This is a genomic window from Paenibacillus sp. J5C2022 (assembly GCF_025567625.1).
GTDB lineage: Bacteria > Bacillota > Bacilli > Paenibacillales > Paenibacillaceae > Pristimantibacillus.
On the sequence record NZ_JAOQJC010000012.1, the window covers coordinates 1 to 25,639 of the forward strand.

Here is a 25,639-nt window from a genome sequence, read left to right on the forward strand (position 1 = left end):
TTTTGCATCTGTCTATTCCTTTTGTTGTTTGGTAGGACTTACAACAATACAGGATTAGCAGATGTTTTTCCATTTTTATCCCCGATTCATTGAGTCAAGCGCTGATTTCGGTTTTGAGCCCGAAATTTAATGTACTTCCTTAATCGCTCGACATCTTCAATCGTTTCCTCGTAAAGTAACTTGTGCTTCTTTAGTTCTCGGTTAACTTCATCTATGTCATTTATAGAAGTTCTCAAATCCTTCTTCAGGGCAGAAGCTTCACTCATAGAGCGAGTGACCTCTTCTTTTTCAGTTTTAATCTCAATATGTATTCTTTCGGCATCTTCCAGTTTTTCGGCTAATTGCTTCTTAAGCCAATAACTATAAACAAATCCCGAGAAGGCAAGAATCGCCACAAAAATTGCTGCTATATCTAATATTACGGAGATATTTCCTTAATACAATTCAATCTTATCATTTTGTAAGTCTATTAGTTGCTGCATGACTTCCCTATCTGTTAGAACATTCTTGCTAGCTAGAATTGAATCAATGTCATCTCGACTAACTGTTTGATCAAACTTGTCATCTATTAATCTTTCGATCTCGCTTATAATATTATAGTCTATATTTGTGCTGCTATCCGCATCAGCAATTGATGGCAGGCATAGCAGGCCAATAGTCAGCAAAACAAAGCATAACTTCTTCTTCATTCATCTACACCATACCTTCATTTTTCTAAAGCTTTTATATACATTTACAATTTACTATCTAGCCTCTCTCTTAAGCCAATTCGCTAGTGTATATTGTTCACTGGGTAAAATGAACTCTCACTCGTTAGTCGGTTTTTCTTGAAGGTTCTGTTCAAATTGGTCATCCGAAAGATCACCTGCAAACCCCTTAAATCGATAGACTCTTCTGGTAACCTTTCTACCCGATCCACTAGCTCCAAGATTGATACCTTCCCCCTCTGAAACATTTAACCCTAGTTTTCCTTCACCATTTGCATCATAGAACTCTTCGATTTCTACTTCGTAAGCAGTTTCAATTCGACGCGCAATCGCCACCTCTTGGGCAACACGTGCCTGATATTCGGCAATCCTACATTCAAGCGATTGTCGGACTTCTTCTATTCTCAGCTTCTCTGGGTCTCCTTCATCCGCTACTTCCTTCGACTTCCTAATATTGCTCGAAGCGACATCAATGAGGAGACTAGCTATTGAAGCACCAGGAACTACACTAGATACAGCATTCATTGCTACTGTTTTAATAAAATCCTTAGACATTTGCAATCCCCCTAAATTCATTGAAGAATTAATATCATTGTTACCCAAGAAATCCAACTATGATTCTGAGTTTGCTATCACAGTACTGAACTGATCTCCTCACTGCCAGTGTGGTATGCACGGTATCCTGCTGTAACCGATAGTTCCGAAAGCCTTCTTGGGTTTACGGGATTTTTCTTATTCAATATATCCTAGTATATCCGTCAACAATCATAAGATCGTGATCATGAATCTGATCATAAGAAAGTTCATACTATCTTTCGCATGGACTTCAATATGTTTATGAACCTTCATTGCTCACTTGACCAATATTTTCTTGATATACGATGTTATTACCATATATTATTATCTCGTTACCACTCTTAGTTTGACCTGCACTATAATTAATCGATAGTACTTTTCTATTAAAATTGCTATATAACTGCTCAATTAACTCACACTTATCGTATGTCACAATCCATTTAAACTGGGAGGCCTTAATGATTTCCGACAACGCCTTATGATCTTCTTTTGAAAAAGAGTTCCTGTATAAACCAGGTCCTTTTTTGACATACGGTGGATCAAAGTAGACAAAAACATTATCAAAGTTTGGGATTATATGCAAGATAAAATCCTCTGCATTCCAGTTATATATATGGATATGCTCTTTATGCTGCGCAATCGCTTGAATCATTTTTATCAAGTTATCACGATTAAATCTGGCATCTATTTTGTATGAACCCTCTTGGGATAGCCCCCCAATTACACCTCCAGTAAGAACACCTGAGACATTTGTTCTGTTCAAATAGAATGATGCTTGACCAACTTCTAAAAGACTATAATCATGCTGATTCGTATAGATTGTTCTTTGACGTAACCATTCTGTAGTAGTAAGCGGAACTGTTTCTATAAAAGTACATAACTCATCGGTATGCTCGGTTATATTTTTCCATATAGCGTATATTGCATAATCGAAATCATTTAGTACTATGTCAGATACAATACCGTCTAATAACAGACGAATCGCTACTCCAGCACCACCAGCAAACGGCTCAATATATGTACCATTTACAATTTCATTTCTCACAATCAAATCTAAGACCGTGTTATAGAGCTTTGTTTTTCCACCTGGGTATCTCAGCGGCGTTAATGACCTTGGCATGAATATTTGTCCTTTCAGTGTTACCGAAGTAGATAGTTAACCAATTCCAATAATCCTTCCTGTGGAATTGATCTCAATGTTTCTGGAGCCAATTGATAACTTTCAGGTGAGTGTACTACCATATTCAACTTTTCAGTTTGCGAATTGAAGTTAAACACAAGAGGAAATAATCTACGGACACCTTGTTCTGGAATCCAATTCCTAATGTTAACTTCGTATTGTTTAATTATAAAGCTTAACGTTGGGTCACCGCCAGGTCTTCCTGGAGCATTATAGGCCGCCCTAATCTCTGCGAAGTAGCCTTTAGTACGAGCATGGTATTTTAGGCTCTGTTCAATTAGTGCTCGGATAATGAATGCAGTGCATATTGGATAGTTGTTAATGAATGATGCAGATTCAGATATCTTTTTCATTTCGTTAGAAACAGAAATAATCCCTTTATTTGAACTTATCGCTGGATCAACATTACTCCAGTCCAATGAGCTAAAGAATGGCAAGTTCTTTGGCCCTCCACCGTTTAAGGGGCTACTCGTTGGTACCGACTTAATCCCAACTGTACCAACTGGCTTAGGGTTAGGCGTTCCAGAAGCAGGAGTAGGCTTTCCTTTCTCTTGACCGCCCTGCGATTCACTAGGCGGTGATTGATTAGGATTGGGAGCATCTGTCCGAGATGTAGTTCTATCTATTGAACTTGAATGAGAATGAGGCGCCTCCTCTCCATCCTCATGATACCTGGTAAGAATATCTTTTACATACTCATAAGCACCTGTTACTTCCCCACCATCTTTGGTGTAAGTAAAGAACGCGGTGCGGGTATTCATATCATCTTCAATAAATGCCTTCTTTGTCCAAATCTTAATAATCTTGTCTAGATCAATATCACTAATACTATTGGACCGAAGCACGAACTGATCATCAAAGTAAAGCTTAAGCGTCTTCTTTGTATCCTGGAGTTCAAACATTCGAAGCAACTTAGAAGGCTCAATGTTAAGAATATTGAGTTTTTCTTTCTCACGCGCACTCCAACTCGCATCTACCCCTCTCTTAAGGATTTTATAAGCTCGGATAAACTTATTTATACTTGACACAGGTATTCCAGTTCGATCATTTATCTGACTGACAGATTTACCAGCAATATAATCTTCAAAACAGAACCGCATCTTTGCTATAGGCTTCCATTCTCTAGCTCTTTCAATATGTCTTACAGCCAAGAACCTTCGTGCTGCCTCACGTGATTTTATAATATCGACTTCAACTTGCTGGATATTTGCTCTAAGAACATCATTCGTTTCAGGAAATTCACTTTCAAACTCTTTAGTGAGTAAGTCACGATTAAGGAACAACTGACATACACAAGTTCTCCTGTTTCCCTCAAGTACAATATATCTACCTTCTTCGATACAAACGACTATACGCTCTCCTGGCATCAAACCTTCATTTTCAGCTATACTTCGCGCTAATGATAATGCTCCTTCTTGAACAAGTAGATAATTTCGTATATTTGCTTGACTATCTCCTGTGTCAGGCACTATGAATCTTGGGTTTTTAGGGTCTAGTATTAACTCAAGGGGAGACACAATCTTTTTTTCGTACATACAAGTCACCTTCCAATATCTTTAGTTTACTGAATTGCGATTAATCCTGACTTAATCAAATATAATCTTTTGATACTTTATTCGCTACAATCCGACAATCTTCCTGCAAATGGATAAAAGAAAAGCGCTCTTCTGAGCGCAAAGTCCTAAAATCCTCAACTATGTTATCATAACCATCAGGTCTTAATCTTAACTCCCTTGTTAGCTCAAATGTAGGTTCTTATGATCGAATAATCTCTTGATAGAACGGATATTCACGATTTTCACGATATAGAATGATCCTACCGTATAGTATCGTTGCTTGCCACATACCACTTGGTAATCCCTGAAGAATCAACGTTAGCATATCCCTCAAAGATGATCTTGTAGAACTTATCTCGATATTGAAATCAAGCTCTTCTTGATACCTTTTCTTTTCGTATCTAAAAGTGTAAGGCAATCGTGCAGATAGTAACTTCAATAGTTCCTGAACACTTACTGTGCCTTCCTCTAGAAAATCGAGTTCTACATCGACGTCAATGGGATGGTCTAGATCATAAACCGCTGGTCTTTGAGTATCCCGCTCTTTCCCAGGATCGTTCCCACCAAATCCAGAATTGTTCCATGGTGCACCGTAATGATCAATAAGAATTGTCTCTAAATCCGCATTTTTAAACACTGGTATTGCAACAGCTTTGAAATACATTGTTGTTGGATCAAAATTACGCCTATGTTTAACATGTTCAGAGTGTCTTAAGAGTCGATTCTGGAAGCCACCTCTTGAATCGGTCTTACCAACATACAAAACCGTATCTTCTTGTAATAGTAGGTAGACACCATTCTTCTTTGATGGAATGGATGAAACATTAATAAAGGTTAGTGGCGCAGCCTCTAACCCGTCGATAAACGGCGGCAGGTCTCTCTTAAAAGCCAACTCAAGGTCTAGCTCAAATTCATCAAATCCTTTGACATTCATTACATGCACCTTCTATTCTCCAACGGTATAACGTTCGCATTATATAAAGCATTAGCAACTTGACTAGTGACTTGTTCAGCCAATAATACTGGAACAGCATTCCCAAGTTGTCTCATTGACTCAGTCCAAGAGCCCTCAAATACGATGTCATCAGGAAAGGTTTGGACTCTTGCGGATTCCCTAACAGTAAGGTAACGATACGTTGCATCTGGGAAAGCAATCATATTCTCTCCCCCAGGCACCCCATGATCTCCTGCTTTTAACGTTTTACTTGGTTCGTCGAGTACACTACCTGAATGTCCAGGATAAGGACGAGCTCCAGCTTGGAAAATGTGATTCGCGATCTCAGGTTCTGACTGTAACCTAGGATCTGGCAAATCAGATATACAGTCTCTCAAGGTAACCCATGGTTTTAAGTGAGTATTCTGATTCCGATTTTTAATAATGCGTTCAAGCACTTTATCACTAGGTCTAACTTGTGTAGGCTGAATGCCTCTAGATTTCCAATATCTATTGGTGACCCACTTTTGATACATAAGTTCCTCGCTGGAATGCGTCGGCGATGGAAAAGAAAAGTTTGCATTAATATCAGACCTGAAGCCTACGAAGAATATTCGCTCCCTTTTCTGTGGGATCCCGTAGTCAGCAGCATTAAGTACACGTGGAGGAATAACCTTATATTCAGGATTTCTACCACCAGTACCAGTATGGTGCTTTTCGAGTCTTGCCAGATGAGCATCCCATTCTTCATCAGTTTTGCGAACTAACGATGGATAAGTTAACTGAAGTTGGATATATTCACGGTATGTGGTGAACTTCTCTCTGGCTAGACCTCTTACGTTTTCAAACACAAACGCTTTAGGCCTTATTTCACGAACTGCACGAATAGCTTCTGGAAACATATCCCTTTTATCATCCCAAGCTTTGTGCCTTCCTCCAATTGAGAACGGCTGACAAGGTGGACCTCCTGAGACAAGTTCTAAATCTGTTCCCCACTGACTGTACTGTATAGTTCTCACATCAGCTTGGACAACTTCCCAGTTAGGTCTGTTTCGACGTATTGTGGCACACGCATCTGAATTCCATTCAATAACTGCAACATGTTCGAACCCTGCTTTCTCTGTGCCAAGAGCAAGACCGCCTGCTCCAGCAAATAGTTCAAGTGATCTCATGCGAACCTCCGTAATGTAGAATAAGTTCCCAAATCAGGGTGTAGAACATTTGTTCTTATCGGATATGATACACTATATGCTTTATGTGATCAACCTAGTGTCTCTTACGACATTAATACCTTTACCGAAGTCATAGGGCTGAGAATAATAGACCTTCTTGCAGTCGATACATTGTACATCACATACTCGATTATATACAAGCTTCTCCTGCTTGGATAAGTGATCTGGTGGAGTCTCTACACTTATTACAAATAAAACGCCTCCACATTCTTTACATGTAAGCAAATTCTACACCTCAATCTATTCTTGAATGTCCTTTATTAGTGGCTGAAGAGCCGCATGGAACTTCTTCATTTTCTCAATCATTGTTGTCTGTATTTGCGGCCAGTTGGACTCATCGCTTTTCAAACCGCCCATATTCAAAAGGTATTGAATGCGCGATGCCCTTTTTATATCTAGCCTATCCCAGATAAGCGACTCACCGAACTTATCTTCAACCAATTGTTTCTGATTATATAATGTATCGAAGATGTTCTTATTCCTAGTATGGTCTGAAGTATCAATATAAAGCTCAATCCCTGTCTTGTCTTCGCTCCACACAGTGTAATTTAAGTACAGTCCTGCCTTACCTGCCCCCGTACCCAGAGCCATGTATTTAGTAGCTGATCGGTTTGCATGGAGATTAAACCCTATTTGTCTCGCCCGTTCCAGCAATCCTCCCCAGAATTTCAACCTGAGTACATGTCGCTCTGCCATATCTTGTTTCTCTTTACCGATTTCCTTAGCTTGAGCACTTGGTCCGACAACAATCGTAAATAGTGGAGCTGGTTCAGAGTTACCGGTCTTATACGCAGAAAGCTTCACCAGGTAGAAAGAGATATCTGCTGGAGTAGACTCATTTAACCAAGTGATCGCCTTAGTGTGTTCAGGTCGAGGATGACTCACAATCCAGATTGCAGTCTTAGCATCAAGATTCGTCAGATATGTAATAACCTTGCCCAAGTGATCATGATTCGTTGATTCAAGCTGATTTTCAATGATTACAACATTCCCGTCATCATCTTCGGCCACCAAGTCGACTTCAAACGATCCAACCCTTTTCTCACGTTCCACAGCCGAGAAGGTTATGTTTAATGTCTCGCTAAGTAGTTCAATATTTCCCTCAAGCCAACTAGAGAAATCTCTTTCCTCATGCTTCCATATATCACGCAGCGGAACAGGCTCCAGCTTTCCTATACTCATTATAAGTTCTCCTATCAAAATAACGATCGCCGATCAATGCAGCTTTTGTCCTATTATTCGACACTAGCGGTCGAATACCCTGCTTGAAGCAAAAGAAAAGCGCCGCGTAGGCGCTATTCCTGCTTTGTCATTGTAGCAGTATTGAAATCCGATACGTATCAGAAGGACTACATATTCATTTTGTATTGGAAAGGCTACCCTGTTCAGTGGGACAAGCTCAAGGAAAGGATTCAGGAATTCCATACTGAAGTGGTGGACACCTTCGAGAAGATCGAAGAGTTAAGTAACAATCCTTACTATGGGGATATTATCGAAGAAATTGCATCAGATGACGTTAATAAGTTAAAACCCGCTGGAAGACCGTCCAAGTCTGCGCTTGAAACCTTAGAGCGTAGATCGAAAGTTACAGCACAGCTTTATGAGTTACTTCTTTCCCTTCTCTCTCATGTATTTGTGCATGACAAAATCAATATCGATGTGCTAAGTCAAATGATACAGCTGATGCGGATTGATTTTATTGGGAAGTTTAATGAATCGCTTCATATCCATTCCAGGATCAACATATCTGAATGGCATGCAAAACTAAAGAGCTCTTCAGAGAAAGACTTTGAAGAGACCGCTGAACTTATTGCTCTCATAAAACAGTACTGGTCTCAGTTAATGAGTAACTTCCAGTCTGAATTCCATATCCCGCTGTTAGGGGATTTGTTAAGGGCCTTCACGAGCTATTATGGACAATATAATCAATCTGATCCAACGTGGAACTACAAATTCTACATATTGGGCTTGATCTGTAGCACTTTCGGACAGCAGCTAAAGGATATTCTAAGTAATCCAACAACTCAAGAAGCTTGGCAACAGCTAGTAGCCATTCTTCCTACATTAGATCTATATTCTGATAAGGTGAATCTACATAGGTAACGTCGGAATCGCTCTGGGAGGCGGGAAAGCATTTTCTGCTCCAGCTTGGTTTATCTTGCTAATCATCTATTTTGCAATTATCGGCATCAATCGTCTGATTAAGAAAGGTAGAAACTAATAGCTACTTTAATAAGCAAAAGCACCTATCCCCTAGTGGAGAAGGTGCTGCTTGCATTCAGATTTACTTAATCTTGCCTACCCGCACCTTCTGCTGGATCAATCTATTCAAAGGCGAGGCTGTATTGTGCTGCTCCTTAACATCGGTATTCGACAGTTTCACATATCGTTTAGTCATGGTCATATCCACATGGCCGAGCATCTGTTGTAATCCAAATGCATTACCACCGCCGCGTAGAAATACAATGGAGAACGCATGTCGTAATGCATATGGCCATAATGTGTCCCCAACTTCTTGCAATACATCTCAACACGATCACCCCATGTGTGTCTGTTAAGCGGCCTACTTTCATTCGTACAGAATATGGGAGCTTTCCCGCTCCACTCATTAGGACGAACTGACAGCAGCTCCTGAATCGCTTCAACTGTCATTGGGGACAATGGTAAAGTGCGGGATACTCGGGTTTTGGCTTTTGCAGCATCAACACGTATTTCTCTGGCTCGCGGGTGGAAATCCCCCTCATCCAGGCTGAATGCTTCTTTAGGTCTGATCCCGCAATCGAGGAAAAGCAGGAACAATGTATAGTCCCTTAATCCTGCGAACGTCTCGCGGTTCGGAAGGGCTATTAGACGTGCAAGTGTATCTTCATCAACACTAACGTGCCTTCCTTCATCCTTGCGCTTCTTAAAGCCATTCAAGGGGTTGTCGGATATCATGCCATGTTCCATGCACCAGTTAAAGAACGTACGGAGGTATACCAGCCGATTGTTGTAGGTTGCGGGTTTGATCCCCTCTTGTCCAAGATTATCAACCACAGCCTGTTCCAGCTGGTCAAATGACTGCTTTGCATCAGGGTACCTCTTAAATAACAAGTTCACATGCGTCGTGTAGTCCAGTATCGTTTGATCACTAATTCTATTTGCTTTCTTCCACGTAATGAACCGATCCAGTGCCTCTTCCACTGTCGCAGGTGCTCTCTTCACCTTGTTCATTCTTACCGCCATAACTAAAAAATCCTCCTTCGCCTTCACCTGTATTTTGGATACAGATAGTGCGAAAAAGGATCTCACGCGACGAGTCCTGTGCGGCTAAAAGGGCCACAATCTGGTACACAGGATTCATCATTTTTTATGGTTTTTAGGAATGTTATTCTCTAAGGAAAACCCTTATAAATCAAGAAGTGCCGAGGACGGGAATCGAACCCGTACGGTGGTCACCCACCGCAGGATTTTAAGTCCTGTGCGTCTGCCAGTTCCGCCACCCCGGCACGGTTTGATTGATATTACTGGGTTTTTGGAGTATTAGCACCACGCTTTATTCGGCACCTGCGTAGAATACTTTTTTTAATTAGCACTAAGTGGATTATGGCTATATGAATACCACGCTTTTTTCGATCCATACAGTCGCACTTTATTCTTATAATCTAAAGCGATTATACCACTCAGCCACTTCCTTATGCAAAGTATCATTTCGGCTTCTTAATTGGTTGTGTCATCACAACTCATTCATCTTGCAGGTCTGAACTTTACGATCAATTCTTATCTTTGTGTTTCCACGTATCGCCAAATTACAACATATCATGTAAACTAGTCTCAGGTGTTTAATACATACCAATACTTAGGAGGTCTCAATGAAAAAGAAATTACTCACAATCGGACTTAAATCTGTTTACTATGCTAATTGTTCAGCAGTACGAGCAGCAGGTAAAGCACCAATCCGTAGGGGTGATCCTGGATATAGTACCAAATTAGATCGAGATGGCGATGGAATAGCTTGCGAATAAAAAACAGGGGATAATCCAATGTTAAACACAGATCAGTATTTCAGGAACATTTTCACAACTAAAGATGAAGTAGCTTTAGAAAGACAAACAACTATTACATTATTTCAACTATTAGTGGCTATAGTACTTTTCATTGTTGGGCTTACTTATGGGGTGCTTACTTTAAGTACAGGTGATACTGAAAAGAGAAATATCTATTCTATTATTTATATAGTTTGCTTGATTGGAACTTGTGTTTTTTTATTTTTTGCAGTTATTAAAAACCCTTTAAAAAAATTCAATGTTAATACTGCACTCTTCATTTACTTAAATGTTATCATCAACAAAGTCAAATCGAATAAGCTCTCATTTTTACAAAAAAGTAAACTGAGTATACTATTATTTTGGGTAAGCGAAGCTTTGGTTAAAGTAAAGTATCACATAGAAAATCAATTCATCTTTAAGACAAAGAAGAAGAAGTTAGAGATAATATCAGATACACAAGATGCTTTTTATATTCTAAGGGAATTGATTAAGAAAGATCATAGTAATGAAGTTGTTCATAACTTCCTCAAAACAACAATTAATTATTCATCTATAACAATTGCAAATAAAGTCATCAAAGAACCCGAAAAATATAGTGAATTAGTTAAAGTTAACTATGACCAACTTAAAGAGGTTATCACTGAAATTAAGTCACACAAATCAGAAAAATTAGTGAAGAATAACGTAATTGGTTTTTTCAGCAGTAAAGTCACTCAAATTATTACGTTATTAATTGTCATCATCACGTTAATTTTTGCTTCGTACCAAATAAAGAACCCCTATTTTATCAACACTTTAGGAATACTGGGATTTGGAGCAACCATATTAAACTTTATATGGAAAGGAAGAAATAGTTAACTCATATTCCCCGCCAGCGGGGAATATTTTTTTGTTAAATTACATCTTTTCTTTCTAAAATAGTCAGTATTCGATAGAAGTCATAACTACCGCCTTCAGGCGTATCAATCAACTTAGCCTTTAAAGCAGCATCAACAGCATCCTTCGCCCACGTTGGCAATTCCTTCATCTTCGCCTTATCCTGTAACTGACTAATCAACATTGCTTGCGATTCAACAACAGCCTTCAACTCATCGAATGCCTGTTTCTCCTCTTTAGTCATTGGTTCATCCTCCTGTAATTTTGCTTGCACTCTATTCTTGAACTCATACCAAGTTGACCACGCGTCACTATCATACATGAGTCTAGGACAAATCTTACCTGACCAGTCAAAGTGCCTTCTCAATCTATCAACACCCCAGTTACGTTCCTTCAGCATCTTAGCAACCAACTCAACAGCATTCTCCACCGTCTTCTCATAGTCACCACTTTCACAAAGTTCAATTCCAATGGATGTTCGATTCCCACTTTTTATGCTTGATCCATCTCCAGAGTGCCAAGCGGATTCATTCAAAGGAATACACTCGATGGCCTCCTTCTGGTCAATGACAATGTGATATGATGCGGTACGATGGTTACTAGAATTGGTTAGCCAGCCTCGTTCATTCTGTGCAGTACTTGCAGGATTTCCGGTATTGTGAATCGTGATTGTTGTAGGATTCATGCTGTATGCTGGACGACGATAATTAGGTGTTGATTTAGGAATATGTGATTGTTTGTATGTATAAGTCAATTTGTTGTGAGTTCTCCTTTCTCATTTGTGAATCGTATAAATAAAAATGGACATGAAAAAAGCCACTCCTTAGGATGGAGAGGCTTCTACAATTCATTTAAATTGAAAAACATATTCATATACTGCCCATTGTTTGACAACCTTTGGAATTCATATTTTAAATAAAAGTCAACGGCACTCTTAAGAGATTCAACAGTTAAGAAAAGGCAGCCTGTCGTTTCAGATAATTCCTTCGCACTTGATAAAACTGATATCAGTATCTCTTCTCCATAACCATTGTTCCTATGACGTGAGTCTACTCCCATATAATGTAGTTTTATTGCTGGATAATATTTAAATGAAGGAAGTTCAGTTAGTTTATGCTTTCTTCGCTTTTTCCGTCCTATTTGCATCATGTCGTTATACATAGAAGAGAATCCGATGATGTTTCCATTAGAATCAAAAAACAATTTAGTTTTCGCTAAATTTATATTATGATTGAACAGAGCTTCTTCAACTAAGTATTTTTTGACCGTGGGTTCGTCATTACACTCAAAACTTTGCAATTGTACTATGTGGCTCTCGTTTAAATATTCCCATAGGAGCATGCAATCAGTCTACTTTCTATTGTCTTTGTGATCTCTTACCATTCGCCTCACTTTATCCATACCAACTGTTTTAGTCTTTTCACTTTTAGTAGCATTATTTACAAAGTTCATCTTTTCATCGGAACTAGCAAAGGTAATCCGTGTTGGGCGAATGGGTTTAGTTTCAACTTGTGGCATTTTGATCACCTTCCTCTTTTTACTCATAATATCTACCTCCTAGTTTTGAAACTAGTAAGATAGATATGAGAGAATCTAATTAGATATGTATAAACAAAACATAAATCGGGTATAATAAAAGCGCCAATATTGGCCTCACCAATATTCTACCATCTTAACTGGTAAAAGTACACAATTGGAAGTCTTCTATTAGATAAAATTTGATTAGTTTTCTAATTTGGGAATGTCCCAAAGTTTCATTTCTACTTACCATCAACCTTCCCCTTCAAACCATCAATCCATTTTCGAAACGGCTCAGGAAATTTCATATTCATACGAGCATAGTTCTCCATAATACTAATCAACTCATTGCCAATCCAAAAGTACAATGTTCCAGTCATAAGCCAATCAATCCCAAACGCCAAGTCAATTCGATGGGCAAAGAATACAGTAAGAATCATAAAGAACTTCTTCATCCCACCCCAAAACCCTTTTGCGCTTTTCAATGCTTTAATACTTTTTCGCTCCCATATTGATGCTGTGATGCCTGTAAACCAGTCAATCGCCATTGCAATGAAGAATATTTCTAAAATACCAGTGAATGTGCCAAATGCATATGTAAAAACAGACGCTAATACTCCATATGTCGTTACTTCTTTTATAGTTAACAATTTAATTTGCGTAAGCAACTGTAAGCCCCCTCTCCAATAAAATAAGCCCCGCATAAGCAGGGCACAGAATCATCATCTATACTACAGGTTTCCCATCTATCCCCAATCCCATAGAAGCAAGTTCAGCCTGAACTGCTGGTTGAATAGAGGTAGGTACTTGATCGAAAGTGCGACGACCGTTGATGATTAGTGTTACGCAAACGGTTACGAAAGCCATTCTATACACCTCCTTCCTCTGGGTTTACCAGTAGGTACAGATCAAATACGGCTTCCATAAGCGTCAGGTTGTCAGCTTCGAGTTGAGTAATTCGTTGTTGTTCCTCCGTCGGTTCAGGCACCGGGAAGGGTACCGCCTCAAGCTCTCCAGCATCGTTTTTAATGACGTAGTGCCCTTCCGGCGTATTGGCTATTAGAGCGGGTATCTCCTCTACTAGCTCGTACTCTACGCCGTTTGCGTCAAATTCTTCGATGTTCGGCGTAGGGTGGATACCCGATACAGTGCTGCTGTTGTAAATTATTGCTATCAAAATAATCCCTCCTTTACGCGTAATCGTATCTAATCTGTATGTTGCGTATAGAACCGTCTTCTTGAGTATATATAAAAAACGGTGCGAGTTCAGACACAACAATATCTAGAGTTTTGGTAACGTAAGCTGATGAATTAGTCGTAGGGCCATTAATATACGACATAACTGCTTGATTGGTTATATTGCCCGTAGTTCCTAAAGGCGTTAAGGAGCTCCACCAGTAATGTGGCGTGAGGGCAAAAGGAGATAGACTTGTGCCAGAGTTGCGGTTGCCGGACGTCACCCCGAACCTGAAAGATGACGCGTTTGCGGTTTTAATCTCAGCAGCGATTCGATATTCCCCAGTGAACTTGGGATAAAATATATATACAAGCTTGTTATATATCCCTCCTGTGGAATCGTGCGACCACTCTGTAGCAGCGCTCTCCCTAACTGTATTGCTTAGTTTTGTTATTGTTCCACCCACTGGCCTCCACTCCGTTCCGTCATGATATTCTAGTAATCCACCTACTCTTCTAAGCGCGACATCCCCGGCTACAAAATCCCCATTACCGCCTATCCGCAAGTTATAGTAATCACTTATTACAGCACTTCCGATTGGACTGCCCGTCTTCAAGTAGTTTATTCCTTCACCAGTATTAGCAGCTACTCCTCCAGTCTCGTCTGCCATATACAACCCATTCAAGCCCTTGATGTCGGAGTTCTTAGCATCCATAGCTCCGCCAGCTGAGTTGAAGACATTGGGGGCTAACTCGATTTTACCTGTGAAAGCTCCGCCATCAGAGTTTATAATTTGTATCCAAGAATCCGCCCAGGTCGTTCCGTTTATGTCTACTGAGCGTATAAACTGTTTGCTTGTAGTTTTTTCGGTAATTATCTGATAACTGCGTATAGGGCTTTCAGCAATGTAGGTTTCTAATACTCCTAGATTTACAGGGTATCCGTTGGATGTTCCAGAGTTTATCCTAGTAATTGTAAGCCCAACAGGGTATGTCGATGGCGCGTCTGAGCTTGGAACCTCTGACTTAGAGGGGTGCACTCCGCCAGTTATTCGCAGGTTTCCCGACATTACATCTCCTGCTTTGTCAACTTTGCTGTCTAACTCGGCCTGAACATTGCTCCCACCAGAAGTGGAAATTGCAGTAGCTATGTGAGCATCAGATGATTTCGTTTCATGTGCCAGTACCGCTGCATCTGCCTTCGCTTGCGCTCCTGTTGGCGTTTCAATTTGTAATGCATCCACCGAATTAGCAAGAGCATTTATGTCTCGCACAATGTCTGCTGTTTGATTTTGTTCTAAAATGGGTAATCCTAGATTAGGTGTTGGCACTAATTGATACCTCCATTCAGTATTTCTTCATAAGTTATATCCATGTTTTTAATCTGTTCATATGTAATGTTTAATGACTTTATATCGCTGTATAGAATAAATTTGAATGCATAGATAATGGCTAAGTGACTCGGGATCAAAGATCTCAAATTACTCTTTAAATCATCTATATTGGTAGGAACGCCTAGAATATCAATAAAGGTTATCGTGACTGTACCCGCATTAAAGTCAACATCAATCGACCCACCTGTAAATGCATCAGCAACATTTTTGATTAATGCTTCATTCACCGTTCCTACACCACGAGATTTAGATTTGATGACTTCTCGTCGTTCCTGCAACGTCTTCGTTTTGTCAGTGACTATCCCTAGTTCAGTTTCATAAATATCTAATGCCCAAGTCGCTGTATCGTAGGAGAGGTTAGCAATAATCGAATCAATATCTTGCTTTCTCATGTTAATTTGAATAGCATCGGCATTGAATAATTGTTGATACACTTTAGATCCTCTTTGAAATGTCTGAAGACGCTTAAGCAAATCATTTGCAGTTATGGTCATGTCACATTCACTCCAATGAGAACAGGCACTTCATTAACATCTAGCGCAACATTCGATGCAGCTCCATTGATTAGTAATGATGTATAATTATTTACCCCTTCGCTGTCCAATATAGCCGAACCGATCTTTGCGAAGCTAACGTTATTCTTGACGAAAGCAATAGAACGAAGATATGCTTCAATGTGCTGCGAGATGGTTTCTTCTACCTGTTCAATTGTGTATCCAGTCTCCAAATCAACATCAACATCAATCGTTAAGTTATGAGCTGTAGCAGGTTCAACAGTTAAGACAACACCAATAGGAGCAACGCCTGAGCCTATTCCATTAGTACTGGAATCAATGTACTCTTTAACGCTGTCCACTATTGGCTGTGAAGCAGGCTCTTTATTGACATCGATGATAACGAGTTTGACTGTATTGCCCCCATCCCAAGCTGGCAAAACCTTCACATCGCCTACACCATCTACTGATTTCGCCCAACTCACATAAGCAGCTTGATTCCCTGATGTAGCAGGATTCCTTAAATAATCGTAGTATCGCTTAATCAAGTCGAAATCTGATTCTTCATCATAACCGCCTTCTGTCGGATTGTTGGTCACTGCTGTAAAGCCAGCAAGCGTCACTGGGAACAGCCTAATTGTTCCTGCGCTCACATTGCCCGATATGCCGCCATCAATTGCTTGAATATTGACTGTTCCAGAACCTGTAATTGCTTTGGATTCAACAGATTCGAATTGAATACCACCTTCAGTTTCGAATATATCCCCGATGTTAATTGTTCCTGTACCTGTCAGCGTCACTTGCCCCTTAGCCTTGATTGCCTCATTTCTGTCGATGCCCGTTCTCTCTTTAACTCGCTGAGTTAATTCATCGCCAGTCAAATTATCAATGATCATCTTTGTCTTAGTTTCAGAAATGGACAAGTCGATATCAGCTAGTCTCTCAGCGACTGGAGATAAGGCATCATATATAAATGAGCCTACTCGCTTGTCATGCTTATCATCAACAAGATTAAGTAATGTTATCAGAATCTCTTCTTTAGTTGCCATATATTAATTCACCACCTGTGCACTGCTATTTAATGTTCCATATATGCTTTCAACCTGAAACTCGATTGTTGTTGTCGATCCGTTATGGGTAAATGTAAAGTTGTCTACATTAGTTATTGCATCGTTGAATGTCAACGCTTCCGAAATCATCCGCTTCATCTCTTCGTTCACAAATGAAGGGTTGAAACTCTGTCCAATCATCGAAAAATGTTCGCTGCCGTAACCTGTTCCTACATAGATCAAACTATCTTTCGGCGTTCGTAGCGTCTTTTCAATCCATATCTTCAAGTAATCAATACCAGCTACCTCGACAACTTTACCGTCACTCAATCGGAAATCGCCTTGTTCGAAATCCCAATCGAATGTCTTATGTACGCTTTGTTTTAAGGCTGATACTTCAAATTCGTCGGTAATCTCAAATTCCAATTGTGCTAATTGTGGAAGCGTCATTATACAGCACCTACTTTATCAATCACGTAATACATCTGCTTATCTGCTGTCGTAATCAAGATAACTTCATCACCATTGTTCAATTTCATTTTTACATTCACAATTTCAGATTCATCTATATATCCTTGAATTAGTGAAGCAGAGATTACCATGTCTTCGCTGGTCAAAATAATGCTATCCCCTAGCTGCACCTGAATATCTGGCAGAGGGGATAGCACTTTACCTGTACAGACTGTCATTAAGTTTGGATTTTCTCGCTCTTTAAATAGCTTTGCAAATTCCACGTATGGATTATTGCTCATGTAATCACTCCTAGATTAACATCCATGAAATGCTGTCCTCCTGATATCGTATGCATGACAGACTTAATAAGCCATTTACCTGTTATTCCTGTTATAGGCTCATTTAATTGTATGATGCGTCCAGCTCGAACATCGTCATGTCCGATTAATCGAATACTGTTGTCCTCGAATACACGACCCAATTCCTTCAACTTGTTATTGGCAATCGTTCTAGCCTTAGCAATGTCTTCCTCGTCAATTGTCTCTGTATGTTGTAGCAAACCATACTTATCAATTAATGACTTATCATTAGCAGTTGCCTTTACTGTATAGGTATCCTTCTCGCCTCGAACAATAATCTTGATACTATTCCGCATTTCTTCTATTGATCTATGCCTAGTAGGATCGCCTATTGCATCGATTATTTTGTTCTTGATAAGGTTGTCCGCTAACTGGAAAGTATCATCAACAACTAGATCATTACGTTTCTCGATATACAGTTTGCCACCTCGCATCTCCATTAGAATCTTAAATCCAAGCTGCTTCTCAACTTGGTCAATAATATCCTTGATGATTGCTGCTGGAGACTCCTGTATGTATATCTTCTTAATAACAGGTGACATATTCAAGATTGATCCAATAGACATTCCGAAGTCTTTACATATCTTCTTAATCGCCTCTGCCGCATTGGCGGCAACTGTCTTATTGAACTGATATACGACAGTAGATTGATTAAGATGGAAGGCAAAATCGAAACTTCTGTAAGCGATGTGATACCTACCGTCTTTTTGCTCACTTACGATAATGCCACGATACAGTTCTTTGCTACCGTTCGTCAGCACAACAATATGACCTAAATCACAAGGATTCTTCGGAAAGAATTTGGTATCACTGTTTGCTAAATCGAATGACAGCGATTGACCTAGTGTATCAATGTCGCTATCTAGCGTAATATTGCCAACAATAGGAGTAATATCGATTGATTTATCTGGAGTAATCAAGATTAGCTTACGACTCATACTGTTGGCACACCCTTCGCATTCACAAAACGGAACTCTGAAAGTTCTAACGTATAATCAATGTCCTTCGATTTGCCTACAGACCAATCAAAACGTTCAATTGTCATAGGTAGGTTTATTCCCGTTTCGGTGATGATTAACCTGACTGGGTATCTCCGTTTCATAAACGATTCAATCAACAATACATAGGAATGACCATATCTCTCTTTACTCCGAATATAAGGAGCGTTATTATCATCATCGAAAGGAAAAAAGCTGCTGAAACTGATTGTCTTGAGTCCGACTAGTCCGATTAACTTTAGATCGCCTTGGCTAATGCTGCTGAATATATCATTGTTTTGAGACAATGACACATTAAATTGTGAAGGTATTACAGGCAATTGGATAACTGTTTGGTTGTTATTCTGCGAAATAAAAATGTCCATTAATCGTCTCCTCAATTCGTCGCAAATCTGTTTGTCATGTTCTGAAGGTTAGTGATTATCTCCCTATGCAATTTGCTCGTGATTTTGTCTATATCAGCCTCTTCACGAACAGTCACGCCACCATAACTAATGTTCAAGTTAATGTTGTTAGGCAATGGCTTACTTGTATTAGCTGCAATCTTCTCAAGTTGTGTATTCTGTTCTTCTTGTTTCGCCGCAAGATGCTTCTGTAACTTTTCGCTTGGTTCTCCTGTGATAGCATTTTTGATGTCCTTGATCCAAGTTGGGGCGTTCTCTGGTATCAGATTAAGTGCAACTGTGCCACCAACAATACCTAACAAGCCACCTGATTTAGAGGTCTTGAGATTGCTAAACATTGAAGGTTTCTTAGCGTAAGTCTGTACCCTACTAGGAGTTGTGCTTGTAGATGCAGGAGAGGTTGACTTTGTTGTACTCTTACCACTTTTTCCTCCTGTTACAGGAGCACCAGCAACGCCACCACCATTGACCTTTCCACCGTATACGTTGACAACGCCAGCCTGTACATTCTGTACGCCAACTTTATTACCTGTCGCTGATCCAGCAGCCTTTAACAAATCGAATAAGCCTAGATTTTTTGCCAGAAACGCACCGCCAGCAGTAAGTCCAATAGCCTTAGCAATCTCAGGATTCTCATTCGCAAATTTGACGATATTGCCTAACCCTTTACCGATTGTAGATAGTACATCTCCTGTTGTCTGAAGTGGTTCCTTTAGATCGATAAAAAACTGCTTAATTTCGGGGAGTTTGGATTCGAAGTTACCAACCATGGAGTCAACCTTAGAGGCGATTCGTTGAATAGTACCGTCTTTTTCCCACTCAGCGAACTTGTCGGCTATACTCTCGACATGACCTTTAAGTTTATCGAATAGACTGCCAGTTCGAATTGTTCCATCTGCCGTAATACCTGCGATTTCGGTCATACCCATCTTTATCGTACCTTTAATACGAGACATCAGGCCTTTATAAGTACGGGATTGCTTTTCCATACCACCAGCAAAGCGTTCGTTCATCAATGCAAATAGAGCGGCATTAAACTTCTCCATTTGGACGATTTGACCTTTATTGTTGACTACAACTTGATTTTTGAACATTTCTCCAGACTTTTTCTCAAGCATCTTTTTCGTAATTCCGAATTCCTTTAGGCGTTCAAGCTCTCCAGTCTGGGCATCGGCTACCGCTTCAACAGCTTGCATTAAGTCTTTACCCATTACGGAAGCCATGTCACCAATACTACCTAACGTATCTTGAGCGACAATACCGTAACTTTGTAATCGAACAGTCGCTTCAACAACAGAATCAGTCTCAAATGGAGTTAGCGCAGCAAAGTTGGATGCCCACTTCAGCGTTTCGCCTGCCTTCTTACTGTCCTTCATTACGGTCTCAAGAGTCAGTCTATACGATTCAAGCTGAGCAGCCGAATCAACCGTACTCTTACCGACAGCAAACAACGCTGTTGCACCTGCCGCTGTTGCTACAGCACTGAATCGCATTGTTGCTCTAGTCAGATTACCTAATGATACAACAGATTGACTTGCTCCTGTCTTGATTACGCTCCATAGTCGGCTTGTCGCCTTCTCTGTTCTCTTCGTTTCGCTTCCGAATCGTTGTGTATTCTTGGCAATAGTCCTTAAGGATGGACTCACCATATCCTTAAGCGACATGACTCGCTGTACAGCCTTTTCACTTCCTCTAGCCAATATCCTCACCTCACTTCCATAAAAAAAGAGAGAGGATTAACCTCTCTCAATTACTTGATATTTAATTCATTCAACATGGACTGTACAAATAAACGTCTCGTCCATAAGTCTAGGCTAAGCAAGTATTCAGGCTTAAAGCCACGCTGAATGTAGTGGTGGAGGAAATAAAAGTCCTCATCACCACTCTTGATCAGTTTTTTATTTGCTTGTCCACCACTTTAACTGCGTCTATTCCATATCCACTAAGCTTCATTAGTTCTCCAGCAATCGCCTTGATTTCGCCTACTTTAAACAGTTTGACTACGATATCCGTAGGTTCATTACATTCATATGCCGCCAGTAGGGATGCATCTCGAAGATTCGGTTCAGAAACGCCATAGAGCAGCGCATACTCATCGGATCGCTCTTCCATTCCTGTCGCTTCTTCGATAATGGAAGCTGGCAACTCCTTGATTGTGATTTCACTAGCAAGAGATTCGACGTAAAGATTCTTTGTTGTCTCCTTGCGATTAACAAGCGAATCCTTCATTTTAAGCAATTCTGCTACAGTCAACTTTTTAGTCATATATGATTTGGCTCCTTATTAGTTAATTGTCGAAACTAGATCGTAATCACTGAATGCGAACGAAATATCCTCTGTTACCGTGGTTTTTTGGTCGAACTTAAGCAGGTTGAAACCATCAACCGTAACGTCATTCAGGACAATTCGCTGATTGCCACTAACATCTGGATCATCAAGTTTACCAACAATCTTAAATCGTGGAGTCCTACCCGCTTTAATCGATGCGGCCATCAAGGATTGGATACGAGAATTAACTTTTCTGATTGTCATGCTCCCTGTGCCATTCCAACCCACTGCCTTCCTATATGTACCGGATTTACCTCCTAAGTTGATATCTTCATAATCACCATTAACATTGGCATCAAAACTATCACATTCAGCCCATAACTCATCATTAAACCAGATTGTGCCGTACGTTCCGTTAAACACTTGATTTATATTTGGTGTAGCCATTTAATCTATCCCCTTTCGATTATACGTAAGCTTTAAACTGTAGATCTTCCATAGCATCAAGAAACTTAAGATTTCCACTGACAAATACTTTATCTTGAAAACTTTTTTCCTTGATTTGTTCATCAGTCAATTGTGATACGTCAGTACCAATACCAGTCCATGCTGCCCTTTGTGCTTCGACATCAACGTCAACCCTATTGTTGGAAGTGGAATCAAGCACAGTACCACCAAGTTGCTGAAGATAACTGTTAACGGATGTGAGGAATAGCACTTGATTGTCATATGAGTTAAGCACTCTACCCACATAATTATCATTGAATGTACGTGTAACGTCTTCCTTGATAATATCGTGACCTTCGATTACCTTGATTTTTTTCCAATCTGCTGATTTGCCACCTGTCACAGTTGTAAGACTGTTTACGCCTCGACCAATTTTGACTTTTTCGCCATCGTTGATGAGGATAAGTTCTCCATTGTCAATATCAGCATCAGGAGTAGCAGATTCTGTGATGGATTCAACTTCCGATAGCTCGTAAAACGTTGCGGATCTCGTCAATGGTAATCCTGCCAAAACACCAGCGATTCGTGCTGTATATTGACTTGCAGAATGTGTTGTTCCTGCTACAACGATACCGTTTGTGGTGAAGTTAATAATGCCCTCATGATCACCGTCATGATTAGGCAAGACAGCCTTGAACGTTTTATTGCTCATATCACGCTGAGACTTCAACCAGCTTGCTACATCGCTAACGTCAGCACTTTCGATGTCAGGAATCGCTAGGTAATTCCAACGTTTATTAGCCAAAACACTTAGTTGATCGCTGTAATCCTCATCCGCAGTTGCTCCACGAACAACAATAACCTTCGAGGGAGTGCTAAGGAAGGCTTGTTTAATATATTGCAGATTGGTTGCTGTCCAATCGTTGCTTTCTACTTCTGTGACCACGCTATACTCATTTACTGTATCTCCAGCTGTAGCATCTCTAAGAATCAAGGCGACAACACCACGAGCAGACCTCGTAACCGCACTGGCCGCTAGTGATGTGAAAGTGATGCTAATTTGTGGTAAACCCATATTGTTAATCATCCCTTCTATTTCAATTTGTGCATCAGCCTGTCGAACTCTTGTTCAATTAACTGATCATATTTATCTTCGATTTCATTGCCTGCCTTCTCAAAAACCTTTAAGCCAGGTTTAAATCCATGTTCTGTACCATCCTTGCCTACGATCCTATGTCCAAGTTCAATGAGAAATTTATGAGGAGCTTTCGAGTAAACTCGAATCAACAATTGTCCATTCTCAGTCCATATCTTTCCTCGCTTAATCGACTTGTGATAAGTCCCTGACTTCCTCTTAACCAATTGTTTAGCTTTACGAGCGACAATCTGTCTGGAGACAGTACCTACTCTACGGAGCAATTGCTTCGATTGTTTAGGCATCTCTTTTTCCATCAGTGCCATCGCTTCTCCCCACTCGCTCAAGCCCTTATCCTTAATCTTAAACATTCAACTTCAACTCCTGCATTACCTCGGTATTCGGTTCCTGCTGAGCAAATGCAGAATCATGATATTCAAGCTCGATACCAAATTCGAGCACCTTATCGACCACCATTGAAGATGTCCTATTTATAGTGATAACTCGATCTTCAAGCGACATAATTAGATTGAATAGTTGTTCAAGCTGAAATTGCATATCGAGAACCTCTAAAGCATATTCATATCGATTTGATGGGAAGAAGTAAATGCGGATGGTCATAGATACAATGGAGTAATTCTTGCGAGTATCACGTTCAATGTCATCGAGGATTACATAGAAACTCGGACGCTGGAACCCTTCCTCGACATCAGAAGCCTGAATCTCGATATCAGGAAACTTATCAATTAGTTGATTCGTCACTGCTCTAACAATCTGCTTATATGTCAGCATCAACCAATCACTTCCACTGCGAAAATTTCCAAAGATTTTCTTAGAAAATAAGGATCAATCATGTATTTGACATCAAAGCGATGACCATTAAATTTAATATGCATGTCTGCTTTATTATCAAATGGCTGATATGCGTCCATAATCGATTGATTATAACGGCATATGATTTTATGACTGACATTGGTAAGCATCGTCTCCACCTGCTGGTTCATCATCTTACCAGTCTGAGGCATAATCTCAGCCCATACAGTTGTTAGTAATGAATCAACATATGTTGTCTGATTCAATTCATTCTTTGTCTTCGTTTTGGTGTAAATCTCAATCCTGTGCCGCATATTACTTAGATTCATGTTGCATCACTCGCCTTATACTCAATCTGAGTTAACAGAGAGCGAAGTGAAAAGGACATGTCATCTGCTTTACCGACAGGAATACGATTCTCGTACCATTGAGTGACCAACAAGCTGATAGTCAATCGATGCAAAAAGTCATCTTCATCAACTTCTACACCTGTAGCTTCTCGAATATATACTTTAGCTGCGGTTAACAATGTAACCAAGAACATATCTTCATAATTTCCATCTATCCGAAGATAGGTCTTTATAAAGTCCAACACTATAATTCACTTCCTTTAAGGAAAAGAGGACAGCTTAAGCTCAATGTCATTAAGTTAATCTCTCCCCTTTATTTCATTTTTAGGCGGTTACTACCATCGAACCAACAATGTACATTTTGTCGCTGGAATCAACTTGGATTACATCAACATTTTCGATGACACGAGCATATGTAACGTTTTTCGTAAAGCCAGCATGTTCAGACGTTGCAAATGCATAATTGTTTGTATCAACAAATTTGATAGCCTCAGACAGATTGCCATAGTATACAGGAGCCTTCAAAGTGCCTGCGTCATCAACAGTTGGAATCATTGCATTGGAGTAGACATGTACTGGCAGACCGGCAAACAGTTTGCGTGTTGCATTTGTAGGATCTGGTTGCAGAACAGGGTGACCATCCAAGTCAACCGCTTCATCAAGAACGTTCCAACCGTCTTGATTTGTAACAATGGCAGCGCCGTATTTTACACCTTCGTCCAGATCTACATTGATCGATTTCTTTAATGCTTTCCAGTCAGCAATTGCTTTCTTAGTTTTGGCAGCTTCAATTTTTGCAATTGCCATTTTGTTTTCAGTGACAACAGCTTTCTTAGCAAACACGCCAGCGATATACTGAATAAGCGCATTGTCAGTCATCTTAAGTAATGTATTAGACAAAGCCAAGATTGCGCCTTTTTGCTTAAGTGCAAAAGCTACATTCTTAAATTTGATGTCAGTTGGCTCAGTACCGTCAGTACCATCAGTAAAGTCTACTAGCTCGGAGAACGTCTCAACATCTTCAACAGGGAACGAACCAGTTAATGCAGTAGTCGGATAGTAACCTGTTATATCGCGCAAAGATTTGTATTGACGGATTTTCTCTTGAATCAATGTACGAATATCCTTCGGCAGAATAAACCCTTCACCATTTGTACCGTCACCAGTTGCAGGAACAAGCAATGCGTTCTCAGCTTCCGTCAATTGCTTACCCATGCTTGCTTTAATAATTGCTCTCATTGCATTTGCTGTTTGTTTGACGTCCTTCATTTGTGTATCGTCTCCCTTGTCTTTGTTCATTTTGTTTGTGATTTCAGTTTCATGTTCAGCGTCAAGAGCCTCTTGGATAGCAATAGCCTCTTTCATCGATTTAACTTCTTCTATCTTGGCTTTAGCTTCAGTAACTTCATTTTTATCTAGATGTGCTTGTGCTTCTACTTTCATAGATTCAAGTTGTTGCTTCATCTCGTCAATTTTCTTCATTTTTGATATTCCCCTTTGCTTTTTTAGCTGTTTTTTTGGTTGGTTTATCTTTGACATCTAGTTTATCGATTTGCACAGTGTCTGCGGCACGCTCTAATCGCTGAACCTTTCGCATCTCTTCCTTCAGCACTCTAGCTTCGTTATACTTGCCTTCCTTAATAAGGCTCATAATTTCATCCTGATATTGAGCAATAGTCTTCATTTGCTTCT

At 40.0% G+C, this 25,639-nt stretch carries 33 protein-coding genes, 1 tRNA gene and 2 pseudogenes; 3 read left to right on the forward strand and 33 right to left on the reverse strand.

The features are described from left to right. Window positions 1-86: 86 nt before the first annotated feature. The 8 genes from M6D81_RS11635 to M6D81_RS11670 form a co-directional block, all read right to left on the reverse strand. Window positions 87-395 carry a hypothetical protein gene (locus tag M6D81_RS11635; protein WP_262677062.1) on the reverse strand — a complete coding sequence of 103 codons (309 nt, stop codon included), beginning with the start codon at window positions 393-395 and terminating at the stop codon, window positions 87-89. Between the two features lie 39 nt (window positions 396-434). Beyond that, window positions 435-689 (reverse strand): hypothetical protein, encoded by a 255-nt coding sequence (locus M6D81_RS11640; RefSeq protein WP_262677063.1) that lies wholly within the window; start codon window positions 687-689, stop codon window positions 435-437. Between the two features lie 117 nt (window positions 690-806). After that, on the reverse strand, window positions 807-1,262 hold the full coding sequence (locus tag M6D81_RS11645; protein WP_262677064.1) for a hypothetical protein: 456 nt from the start codon (window positions 1,260-1,262) through the stop codon (window positions 807-809). Between the two features lie 280 nt (window positions 1,263-1,542). Beyond that, entirely contained in the window at window positions 1,543-2,403 is an 861-nt protein-coding gene (locus tag M6D81_RS11650; RefSeq protein ID WP_262677065.1) for a DNA adenine methylase, read from the reverse strand. A 20-nt stretch (window positions 2,404-2,423) separates the two neighbouring features. After that, window positions 2,424-3,998: a hypothetical protein gene (locus M6D81_RS11655; RefSeq protein ID WP_262677066.1), complete on the reverse strand. Its 1,575-nt coding sequence runs from the start codon at window positions 3,996-3,998 to the stop codon at window positions 2,424-2,426. A 220-nt stretch (window positions 3,999-4,218) separates the two neighbouring features. Continuing rightward, entirely contained in the window at window positions 4,219-4,953 is a 735-nt protein-coding gene (locus M6D81_RS11660; protein ID WP_262677067.1) for an Eco29kI family restriction endonuclease, read from the reverse strand. Then, on the reverse strand, window positions 4,953-6,125 hold the full coding sequence (locus M6D81_RS11665; protein ID WP_262677068.1) for a DNA cytosine methyltransferase: 1,173 nt from the start codon (window positions 6,123-6,125) through the stop codon (window positions 4,953-4,955). The genes M6D81_RS11660 and M6D81_RS11665 overlap by 1 nt, the downstream gene beginning before the upstream one ends. A 300-nt stretch (window positions 6,126-6,425) precedes the next feature. Further along, window positions 6,426-7,367, reverse strand: a complete 942-nt coding sequence (locus M6D81_RS11670; protein WP_262677069.1) for a DUF4268 domain-containing protein — start codon at window positions 7,365-7,367, stop codon at window positions 6,426-6,428. A gap of 180 nt (window positions 7,368-7,547) precedes the next feature. Here M6D81_RS11670 and M6D81_RS11675 point away from each other — a divergent pair, with 180 nt between their 5' ends. Continuing rightward, window positions 7,548-8,288 (forward strand): hypothetical protein, encoded by a 741-nt coding sequence (locus M6D81_RS11675; RefSeq protein ID WP_262677070.1) that lies wholly within the window; start codon window positions 7,548-7,550, stop codon window positions 8,286-8,288. 181 nt (window positions 8,289-8,469) lie between these two features. Here M6D81_RS11675 and M6D81_RS11680 read toward each other — a convergent pair. Further along, window positions 8,470-9,410: pseudogene (locus tag M6D81_RS11680) on the reverse strand (site-specific integrase). A gap of 177 nt (window positions 9,411-9,587) precedes the next feature. Beyond that, window positions 9,588-9,673 (reverse strand) — tRNA-Leu (locus M6D81_RS11685). Window positions 9,674-10,069: 396 nt separating this feature from the next. On the opposite strand from M6D81_RS11685, the pseudogene M6D81_RS11690 reads away from it, so the two are divergent. After that, window positions 10,070-10,189, forward strand: a pseudogene (locus tag M6D81_RS11690) (excalibur calcium-binding domain-containing protein); the annotation flags it as partial. An 18-nt stretch (window positions 10,190-10,207) separates the two neighbouring features. Continuing rightward, complete coding sequence (locus M6D81_RS11695) at window positions 10,208-11,071, forward strand: hypothetical protein (protein WP_262677071.1); 864 nt, start codon at window positions 10,208-10,210, stop codon at window positions 11,069-11,071. Window positions 11,072-11,105: 34 nt separating this feature from the next. Here M6D81_RS11695 and M6D81_RS11700 read toward each other — a convergent pair whose 3' ends face one another. The 23 genes from M6D81_RS11700 to M6D81_RS11810 all read right to left on the reverse strand — a co-directional run bounded on the left by M6D81_RS11700 (window position 11,106) and on the right by M6D81_RS11810 (window position 25,631). Further along, window positions 11,106-11,843, reverse strand: coding sequence for a peptidoglycan recognition protein family protein (locus tag M6D81_RS11700; RefSeq protein ID WP_262677072.1), 738 nt, complete (start codon window positions 11,841-11,843; stop codon window positions 11,106-11,108). A gap of 86 nt (window positions 11,844-11,929) precedes the next feature. Further along, window positions 11,930-12,388 (reverse strand): GNAT family N-acetyltransferase, encoded by a 459-nt coding sequence (locus tag M6D81_RS11705; protein ID WP_262677073.1) that lies wholly within the window; start codon window positions 12,386-12,388, stop codon window positions 11,930-11,932. A gap of 51 nt (window positions 12,389-12,439) precedes the next feature. Next, a complete protein-coding gene (locus tag M6D81_RS11710; RefSeq protein ID WP_262677074.1) occupies window positions 12,440-12,634 on the reverse strand; it encodes a hypothetical protein in 195 nt (64 codons plus the stop codon). Window positions 12,635-12,849: 215 nt separating this feature from the next. After that, a complete protein-coding gene (locus tag M6D81_RS11715; RefSeq protein ID WP_262677075.1) occupies window positions 12,850-13,275 on the reverse strand; it encodes a phage holin family protein in 426 nt (141 codons plus the stop codon). A 58-nt stretch (window positions 13,276-13,333) separates the two neighbouring features. Beyond that, window positions 13,334-13,474 (reverse strand): CD1375 family protein, encoded by a 141-nt coding sequence (locus tag M6D81_RS11720; RefSeq protein WP_262677076.1) that lies wholly within the window; start codon window positions 13,472-13,474, stop codon window positions 13,334-13,336. Window position 13,475: 1 nt separating this feature from the next. Then, window positions 13,476-13,784, reverse strand: coding sequence for a hypothetical protein (locus tag M6D81_RS11725; RefSeq protein ID WP_262677077.1), 309 nt, complete (start codon window positions 13,782-13,784; stop codon window positions 13,476-13,478). A 13-nt stretch (window positions 13,785-13,797) separates the two neighbouring features. Further along, a complete protein-coding gene (locus tag M6D81_RS11730) occupies window positions 13,798-15,114 on the reverse strand; it encodes a hypothetical protein (protein WP_262677078.1) in 1,317 nt (438 codons plus the stop codon). After that, entirely contained in the window at window positions 15,114-15,671 is a 558-nt protein-coding gene (locus M6D81_RS11735) for a YmfQ family protein (protein ID WP_262677079.1), read from the reverse strand. Before M6D81_RS11735 ends, M6D81_RS11730 begins: the two co-directional genes overlap by 1 nt. After that, window positions 15,668-16,720, reverse strand: a complete 1,053-nt coding sequence (locus tag M6D81_RS11740) for a baseplate J/gp47 family protein (RefSeq protein ID WP_262677080.1) — start codon at window positions 16,718-16,720, stop codon at window positions 15,668-15,670. The genes M6D81_RS11735 and M6D81_RS11740 overlap by 4 nt, the downstream gene beginning before the upstream one ends. A gap of 3 nt (window positions 16,721-16,723) precedes the next feature. After that, window positions 16,724-17,170 carry a DUF2634 domain-containing protein gene (locus M6D81_RS11745; protein ID WP_262677081.1) on the reverse strand — a complete coding sequence of 149 codons (447 nt, stop codon included), beginning with the start codon at window positions 17,168-17,170 and terminating at the stop codon, window positions 16,724-16,726. Further along, on the reverse strand, window positions 17,170-17,472 hold the full coding sequence (locus M6D81_RS11750; protein WP_262677082.1) for a DUF2577 domain-containing protein: 303 nt from the start codon (window positions 17,470-17,472) through the stop codon (window positions 17,170-17,172). The genes M6D81_RS11745 and M6D81_RS11750 overlap by 1 nt, the downstream gene beginning before the upstream one ends. Next, window positions 17,469-18,470 carry an XkdQ/YqbQ family protein gene (locus tag M6D81_RS11755; protein WP_262677083.1) on the reverse strand — a complete coding sequence of 334 codons (1,002 nt, stop codon included), beginning with the start codon at window positions 18,468-18,470 and terminating at the stop codon, window positions 17,469-17,471. The genes M6D81_RS11750 and M6D81_RS11755 overlap by 4 nt, the downstream gene beginning before the upstream one ends. Then, window positions 18,467-18,895 carry a hypothetical protein gene (locus M6D81_RS11760; protein ID WP_262677084.1) on the reverse strand — a complete coding sequence of 143 codons (429 nt, stop codon included), beginning with the start codon at window positions 18,893-18,895 and terminating at the stop codon, window positions 18,467-18,469. Before M6D81_RS11760 ends, M6D81_RS11755 begins: the two co-directional genes overlap by 4 nt. Before the next feature lie 11 nt (window positions 18,896-18,906). Then, window positions 18,907-20,634, reverse strand: a complete 1,728-nt coding sequence (locus M6D81_RS11765) for a tape measure protein (RefSeq protein WP_262677085.1) — start codon at window positions 20,632-20,634, stop codon at window positions 18,907-18,909. A gap of 190 nt (window positions 20,635-20,824) precedes the next feature. Beyond that, window positions 20,825-21,199, reverse strand: coding sequence for a phage tail assembly chaperone (locus tag M6D81_RS11770; protein WP_262677086.1), 375 nt, complete (start codon window positions 21,197-21,199; stop codon window positions 20,825-20,827). An 18-nt stretch (window positions 21,200-21,217) separates the two neighbouring features. Beyond that, complete coding sequence (locus M6D81_RS11775; protein ID WP_262677087.1) at window positions 21,218-21,649, reverse strand: phage tail tube protein; 432 nt, start codon at window positions 21,647-21,649, stop codon at window positions 21,218-21,220. Between the two features lie 19 nt (window positions 21,650-21,668). Then, window positions 21,669-22,724: a phage tail sheath C-terminal domain-containing protein gene (locus tag M6D81_RS11780; protein WP_262677088.1), complete on the reverse strand. Its 1,056-nt coding sequence runs from the start codon at window positions 22,722-22,724 to the stop codon at window positions 21,669-21,671. A 17-nt stretch (window positions 22,725-22,741) separates the two neighbouring features. Further along, window positions 22,742-23,155: a hypothetical protein gene (locus M6D81_RS11785; protein WP_262677089.1), complete on the reverse strand. Its 414-nt coding sequence runs from the start codon at window positions 23,153-23,155 to the stop codon at window positions 22,742-22,744. After that, a complete protein-coding gene (locus tag M6D81_RS11790) occupies window positions 23,148-23,576 on the reverse strand; it encodes a phage tail terminator family protein (protein WP_262677090.1) in 429 nt (142 codons plus the stop codon). The genes M6D81_RS11785 and M6D81_RS11790 overlap by 8 nt, the downstream gene beginning before the upstream one ends. Beyond that, window positions 23,576-23,926: a phage head closure protein gene (locus tag M6D81_RS11795; protein WP_262677091.1), complete on the reverse strand. Its 351-nt coding sequence runs from the start codon at window positions 23,924-23,926 to the stop codon at window positions 23,576-23,578. Before M6D81_RS11795 ends, M6D81_RS11790 begins: the two co-directional genes overlap by 1 nt. Next, entirely contained in the window at window positions 23,923-24,192 is a 270-nt protein-coding gene (locus tag M6D81_RS11800; protein ID WP_262677092.1) for a head-tail connector protein, read from the reverse strand. The genes M6D81_RS11795 and M6D81_RS11800 overlap by 4 nt, the downstream gene beginning before the upstream one ends. Window positions 24,193-24,271: 79 nt before the next feature. Continuing rightward, window positions 24,272-25,429 (reverse strand): phage major capsid protein, encoded by a 1,158-nt coding sequence (locus tag M6D81_RS11805; protein ID WP_262677093.1) that lies wholly within the window; start codon window positions 25,427-25,429, stop codon window positions 24,272-24,274. Beyond that, window positions 25,416-25,631: a hypothetical protein gene (locus M6D81_RS11810; protein WP_262677094.1), complete on the reverse strand. Its 216-nt coding sequence runs from the start codon at window positions 25,629-25,631 to the stop codon at window positions 25,416-25,418. The genes M6D81_RS11805 and M6D81_RS11810 overlap by 14 nt, the downstream gene beginning before the upstream one ends. Window positions 25,632-25,639: the final 8 nt, after the last annotated feature.